This is a genomic window from Chthoniobacterales bacterium, assembly GCA_018883245.1.
Lineage (GTDB): Bacteria > Verrucomicrobiota > Verrucomicrobiia > Chthoniobacterales > JACTMZ01 > JACTMZ01.
In genome coordinates this window covers 24,554-30,553 of record VEQL01000034.1, presented here as the reverse complement: position 1 = coordinate 30,553, position 6,000 = coordinate 24,554, and the positions used below count along the sequence as shown (strand labels likewise).

At 61.6% G+C, this 6,000-nt stretch carries 8 protein-coding genes; 3 read left to right on the top strand and 5 right to left on the bottom strand.

Translation table 11 applies throughout. The features are described from left to right. Positions 1-93 precede the first annotated feature (93 nt). Positions 94-633 (top strand): hypothetical protein, encoded by a 540-nt coding sequence (locus FGM15_10935; protein ID MBU3666373.1) that lies wholly within the window; start codon positions 94-96, stop codon positions 631-633. Between the two features lie 130 nt (positions 634-763). Here FGM15_10935 and FGM15_10930 read toward each other — a convergent pair whose 3' ends face one another. From FGM15_10930 to FGM15_10910, 5 genes are all read right to left on the bottom strand, one after another. Beyond that, on the bottom strand, positions 764-1,030 hold the full coding sequence (locus FGM15_10930; protein ID MBU3666372.1) for a hypothetical protein: 267 nt from the start codon (positions 1,028-1,030) through the stop codon (positions 764-766). After that, on the bottom strand, positions 1,027-1,239 hold the full coding sequence (locus FGM15_10925; protein ID MBU3666371.1) for a hypothetical protein: 213 nt from the start codon (positions 1,237-1,239) through the stop codon (positions 1,027-1,029). Before FGM15_10925 ends, FGM15_10930 begins: the two co-directional genes overlap by 4 nt. A 351-nt stretch (positions 1,240-1,590) precedes the next feature. Next, positions 1,591-1,761 (bottom strand): toxin-antitoxin system HicB family antitoxin, encoded by a 171-nt coding sequence (locus tag FGM15_10920; GenBank protein ID MBU3666370.1) that lies wholly within the window; start codon positions 1,759-1,761, stop codon positions 1,591-1,593. An 89-nt stretch (positions 1,762-1,850) separates the two neighbouring features. Beyond that, positions 1,851-2,057, bottom strand: a complete 207-nt coding sequence (locus tag FGM15_10915; protein MBU3666369.1) for a type II toxin-antitoxin system HicB family antitoxin — start codon at positions 2,055-2,057, stop codon at positions 1,851-1,853. Between the two features lie 89 nt (positions 2,058-2,146). Beyond that, a complete protein-coding gene (locus FGM15_10910; GenBank protein ID MBU3666368.1) occupies positions 2,147-2,401 on the bottom strand; it encodes an ATP-binding protein in 255 nt (84 codons plus the stop codon). A 48-nt stretch (positions 2,402-2,449) separates the two neighbouring features. On the opposite strand from FGM15_10910, the gene FGM15_10905 reads away from it, so the two are divergent. Together FGM15_10905 and FGM15_10900 are read left to right on the top strand one after the other, a co-directional pair. Further along, positions 2,450-3,538, top strand: coding sequence for an ABC transporter substrate-binding protein (locus FGM15_10905; protein ID MBU3666367.1), 1,089 nt, complete (start codon positions 2,450-2,452; stop codon positions 3,536-3,538). Next, positions 3,535-5,997 (top strand): response regulator, encoded by a 2,463-nt coding sequence (locus FGM15_10900; GenBank protein ID MBU3666366.1) that lies wholly within the window; start codon positions 3,535-3,537, stop codon positions 5,995-5,997. The genes FGM15_10905 and FGM15_10900 overlap by 4 nt, the downstream gene beginning before the upstream one ends. Positions 5,998-6,000: the final 3 nt, after the last annotated feature.

Here is a 6,000-nt window from a genome sequence, read left to right as displayed (position 1 = left end):
ACGCTTGAGCCTACACAGTCTCCGATCCTGTTCTGATCGGGCGGGGCATCCGGTTGCAGCCGGGTGCCCCAACTTTTTTGCCGTGGGCTGGCTTTGCGATACCCATCGTCCCCGAGCGACGCTTGCGCAAGCAAAAACGTCCTTCCGAGCTTCATCGACGGAGAAAAAAACTCGGACGACCGAGAAAATTTCTCCTCGCACGAAGAAAATATCTCCGCCGGCCGGGAAAATTTCTTCATCGATCTCCTTCAGAGCGAGATCGATCTCCAAAATAACTCAATCGACCGAGAAAATATCTCCGTCGATCTCGTTCCGAAGGAAGTGCGCCGAGAAAATTTCTTTGTCGATCTCCTTCGGAAGGACGTCGATCTCCAAAATATCTTCATCGACCGAGCAAAAAGCTTCATCGATCTCGTTCCGAGCTTGATCGATCGAGAAAATAACTCGGTCGATCTCCTAAAAAGCTCGGTCGATCGAGTTCCGAGGGACATCGACCAAGTTCGGAAGGAGGTTGATCGACTCCTTCCTGGGCCCCCGCCATTTGGAGCAGGAAGTCTTGGACATGATCGATGCGGATTGAACCCGGCGAGGTTTGGCTTGCCGATCTGGGGTTGGCCGCAAAAACGCGCTTAGTTACGCCCTCGATTTGTAATTGCGCGGTTGCGGCGAGCGGGAAATCGCAGTTCCACAGGAAGAGCGCGCCCTACCGCTCGATTTTTTTGCGCTGTCAGTTGGATCGCGCTCTCCGAGCGCGATGTCGTCCTCAGCTTAACAACTTGTCGTATTCGGCGTGGGAACCGATCCACACCCACTCGATCGCGGAAGGCTCCGGTTTCCATCCGACAGCGCGGTAGTGAATGCCGATGCGGACCGAGAAACGGCCGCCGCGTCCGGAGAGTTGCTTGAAGTGCAGAGACGGGTGCTGCGGATTATCACGCCACAAGCGGTAGGTTTTGGTGGACAGTGCTTGGACTTCCAAAGGAAGAGCTTCGTAAAGCTTCCAGAAACGCGCCGTGGCGCGGGACTTCATGATCCGGCGGGCCAGTCTTTCAGTTTGCCTGCCGCGCGCTCCGCTGCGGCTTCATCAAAAAGGAAATCAAGTTTTCCGGACTCGGCATCCGCTGCCATCTGCTCATCCCAGGCGCGGTTCTTGATGTCATCAAACCAGCTAGCCAACTCCCAGAATTCCTTTTTCGGAAGACTAGTGATGGCTGATTCTATTTCGACAACCGTGCTCATATTAATAGAATTACCCCGTGATCCACAGCAATTCAAGCCGCTGTGGCTTGCTCCCCCCATCGCCAAGCTGACCGGCGCAAGCGCGCGAAGGCTTCCTGAACGACAAAGCGCCGCTCACTTCGCGACACCCGCATGGAGACGTGCGGGTGTTTTGTTTTTGCTGCGGGATTCGTGACGCGCCCTGAGTTGCTTTTATACCAAAGTCCCCGTGCATGTTGACATAACAGCATTCTCTCGGGGTAGGGTCCGCTGGCCCAGCGGACCGCTGCACTTCTGTGAGAGAGGTGCGGACGGCTGGGCCAGCCGTCCCTACCGAGCATGTCAAAAGTATGAAAGCTTCGGGACTTGGTATCAGATGTCGTCGCCCGGCATGGGCGGCACGTCCGGCAAAGCTTCCAGAAAGTCGATGAAGTCTTGCCGATTGGCACGTGCGGCGCGCTCGCGGAGATGGTCGAGGGTCATGAGCGCGCTGAGTTTTTCGCCGGCGGCCGAGGCGATTTGCCCGGGCTTCACCATATTCATGTGACTTCCCTTCTGCCGGGCAAACTCCCACCCGCCCTTGCCGAACGCCTTGACGACTTCGCGACCGCTGGCGCTCGGCAGCGAGGGCATCAGGCGACCACTTCCAACTCCTCGGTCTCCACCGTCAGCGGCATGCCGCGCTCCGCGCGGACCTCCAGGCAAGCTGCGATGGCTTCGCGCGCGTTTTCGAGAGCTTCGGCCCGGGTCTTTCCTTGGCTGACGCAACCCGGAATCGCGGGACACTCCACGATCCACATTCCGTCTTCGTCGCGTGTGATCGAAGTAATGAATTTCATATTGAGAAGGTTACTCCCGCTGTCTGGCGTCCGCAAACCGGATTCCACCGCCGGCCTCCAGTGCTGCGGGATTTTTGCGTAGCCGCGGGTCAGGTCGCAAATGTTATCGGCAGGGTGATGCGGAATTCGGCGCCGCCGAGGGGCGAGCGGCCGATGGTGATGGTTCCGCGGTGGTTTTCCACGGCGGTCTTCACGATGTAGAGGCCGATGCCCGAGCCTTCGGGCTTGCTGGTGTTGAGCAGCATTTCGTCGAGCGTGCCGCCGGGCCAGTCTCTTGAACCGGACAACGCGGTGCGCTGGAGGGATGTAGGCCTCTCCGAGCCGTAGGCCCCGCACTGCCACATCCGACACCGGTTTGTGTTCACGCGGTCCAGAATTGCTATACTGGCCCGATGTTGCGCCTGAAATTTCTCCTCCCGCTGGCGGTTGCGTTGGCGGTTGCCGCGCTCTGGTGGTGGTCGCAACGTGATGACGTCATCGTGGTGGGGATCGATGCGCCGCTGGTGCCGGACATCGTTTTCGACCCGAGCGAGCTGAACACCTCGGATCTTTTTTTCGAGGAAAACCCGGGCACGCTCATCCGGCCGCGCATTCTCTACTACGGGATCAAGCCGGGTGACGGACAGACCGTCTTCGAGAACGCAATGGCCGAGGGGGTGGAATTTTTCGTCACGACCCAACCGTCCTCGGTTTTTGTCGGCAATGCGCCGAAGTTCCGCGACGGGCGGGCGCTGGTCATCAACACCTCGTCGATTTCCCCCGTGACCAGCGGTCAGGATGATTATGTGCTGCGCATCATTCCGGATGCGCCGGCCGAGCAACGGGCGCTGGCCGCCTATTTGAACAAAATGCCCGGCGGACGTTTGTTGGTGGTGCAAGACAGCAACAACGTGGCCTACACGGATCCGGCCTATGACGTCTTTGCCGCCGAGATGGCCCGATCCGGCCGGTGGAACGTGACGCACCACAAGACGGACATTGCGGCTTTCCGTCCCGACGAGGAGCGCCCGCTGATGTCCGGGCCCTTCGACGCGCTCTATGTGCTGGCCGGCGACTTCCACACCTCTATCGGCAATATCACGCAGCTTTTCCACTCGCTGCATCCCGAAGCCCCGATCTTGCTCACCCCGTGGGCGCGTTCGCCCATGATTCTCGAGGTGGCCGGCGCGGCCATCGGCAACATCACGCTGGCCAGTCATTTTCCGGCGCGGGCCGAAAGTCCGGCGCTCGACAACTACTTCCGCCGTTTCGAGGCGCGTTTCGGTTACAAGCCGCAAGCCATGGCCATCATGGTGCGGCAGGCCCTCGAATTGCTCGACCGTGCTTTCGCCCAGGGTCACCGCACGCCCGCGAGTGTGCGTGACTACTTACTCTCCACCCCGGTGCACGAGACGAGCTTCGGGCCGGTGTCGTTCGATGCTTACGGTGATACGACCAAGGAATTCCACTTTCTCAACGACGTGGGTCGTGAACTCCAATGAAGCGGACGATCCCTTCGAGCTTCTCCCGCTACAGCCTTGCTCTTGATGCCGCCGCCTTTCTGGCCATGTCGGCCCTGCTGCTGGCCATTGTGTGGCTCACGCTCGGCGACCTGGCCCGCAAGTATCTCGAGCTGCGGGTCTCGGATGCCGACAAGATCGAGTTGTTTCTCGGGAACCGCTTGGGCGAAATCCAGCGCGCCTTCGAAAGATTCGCCGATCTTCCGCAGGGCGACCGCTCGGGGGCGGTGCTGGAATATTTCACCGCGTTCTCCGATGTCTACTTGCTCGATGACAAATTGCGCGTGGTCGAAATCTACAAGTCGGCCCCCGACAACCGTGTCTTCCCCGGTTTTACTTTTTCCCGCGGACAAGTCGCCGGTTACCTCGGTGCGGCGGGGGCGGACACGGGCTTCTCGTCGATCCTGCGCGGTTACGAGGACGGTGATGCGAGCGTCTATCTGGCGGTGCGCCGCGGCAACCGTCTTTTTGTCGGCCGCCTCGATTTGGAATTCCTGCGGAAGTTTCTCGTCGACTACTCCCAGCTTTCCGGAACGCCCGTGCTGCTCGTGACCCGCGAAGGCTATGTCATAGCCAGCAGCGATCCCGAGCTGGAAATTTACACCTTCGACCCGCGTTCTTGGGAGGGAGAGCCGTCGGTGCGACGCACTTTCGAGGCCGGAGGCAAAAAGTGGTTTCCGGTCGTTTCCGAGCCAAGTCTGCTCGGCGGACACCTCGTCACGTTTATCCCGACCGGTCTGCTCGATATCCAACGCCGCGCTCTCGCGCTATTTTGGGCGGCGGCGACCGTCGCCTTGGGGCTTTTCCTGTGGTTCAAGAACCGTCGTTTGCAGCAATCGCTGCTGGGTCCGCTCTCGCGACTCACGGCCAAGATGCGCGACATCGAAGCGGGGCAGCGGGAGGCGGAGGAACCGCCGGAGCCCGCGCGCTTCCGCGAGTTCACCGAGATCGACGCGCGTTTCCGTTCCATGGCTCAGGCCATTCAGATGCGCGAGCGGGAACTGGGCGAAGCCTCACAGCGGGCGCAGGAAGCGGCGCGGGCCAAGAGCACCTTCCTCGCCAACATGAGCCACGAAATCCGCACCCCGTTGGCCGGCGTGATCGGCATGACCGAACTGGCGCAGCAGCACGACGAAGGCGGACGGCTCGCGGGCTATCTCGGCAAGATCGAATCTTCGGCCCGCTCGCTGCTCGGCATCCTCAACCAAATCCTCGACTTCTCCAAAATCGAGGCCGGCAAGATGACCCTCGAGCAAACCGCGTTCCAGCCCGCGGCCGTCGTGGCGGATGCCGCCGCCCTGATGGAACCCGCGGCCCGCGAAAAAGGTTTGCCGCTCACGGTCGAAATCGGCGTCGCTCCGCACGAATGGCGCCGCGGCGACAAACTCCGGCTCCAGCAAGTCCTGCTCAATCTCCTGCACAATGCGATCAAGTTCACTTCGGCGGGATCGGTCACGCTGGCCGTGCAACCGGCCGGTGAGGCGCGCCTGCGCTGCGAAGTGCGCGACACCGGTCCCGGTTTGGGTGAGGCCGCGCAACGCGAAATCTTCGAGCCCTTCGCCCAAGGTGACAGCAGCACGACCCGCCGCCACGGCGGCACCGGTTTGGGTTTGGCCATCAGCAAGGAACTGGTGGCGTTGATGGGCGGACGCCTCGACGTCGAGAGCACACCGGGACGCGGCAGCTCTTTTTACTTCGAAATTTCCGCCCCGCCGTGTGCCGCGCCCGCCCCGCCTGCGCCGGAACGGAATGCTAAGGCGGTGTCCCCCGACTTGTCCGGTCGCCGCGTGCTCGTCGTCGACGACAGCGACGTCAACCGCGAGATCCTTGCAACCTTGGTCGCGGCCACCGGGGCGGAGGTCGTCACGGCATCCGACGGACGCGAGGCGGTGGATAAGTTCCGCCGTCACCCGTGCGATCTGGTTTTCATGGACGTGCAAATGCCCTTGATGGACGGACGCGAAGCCGCCCGCCAGATCCGTGCCCTCGACGCGCACGTGCCGATGATCGCGCTGAGCGCCAGCGCTTTTCCCGAGGATGTGGAGAAAAGCCGCAAAGCCGGTCTGAACGAGCACCTGCTCAAGCCGCTGGAACAAGCGCAACTCCACGAAGTGGCCCGCTGGTATCTGGATCCGAGGGGCGGGGGCCCTCCGGTGCTCGAGGGCATCGATCCTGCGTTCCACCGCCGCTTGCTCGGTATCTTCGCCGAGCAATTCGGGGATGTCATAGTCCAAACGCGCGAGGATCTCGCGGCCGGACGACGCGAATCCGCCGCGCGGCGCATGCACAACCTGTGCGGCAGCGCCGGCGCCCTCGGTGCCGCCGCGCTGAGTGCCTCGGCGGGCGAACTGCAGGAACTTGCCAAGCAAGGCGCCATCCCGCCCGAGCGGTTGGCCGATGTGGAAACACAGCTTTCGGCGTTCCTTGCCGTCTGCCGCTGAGGG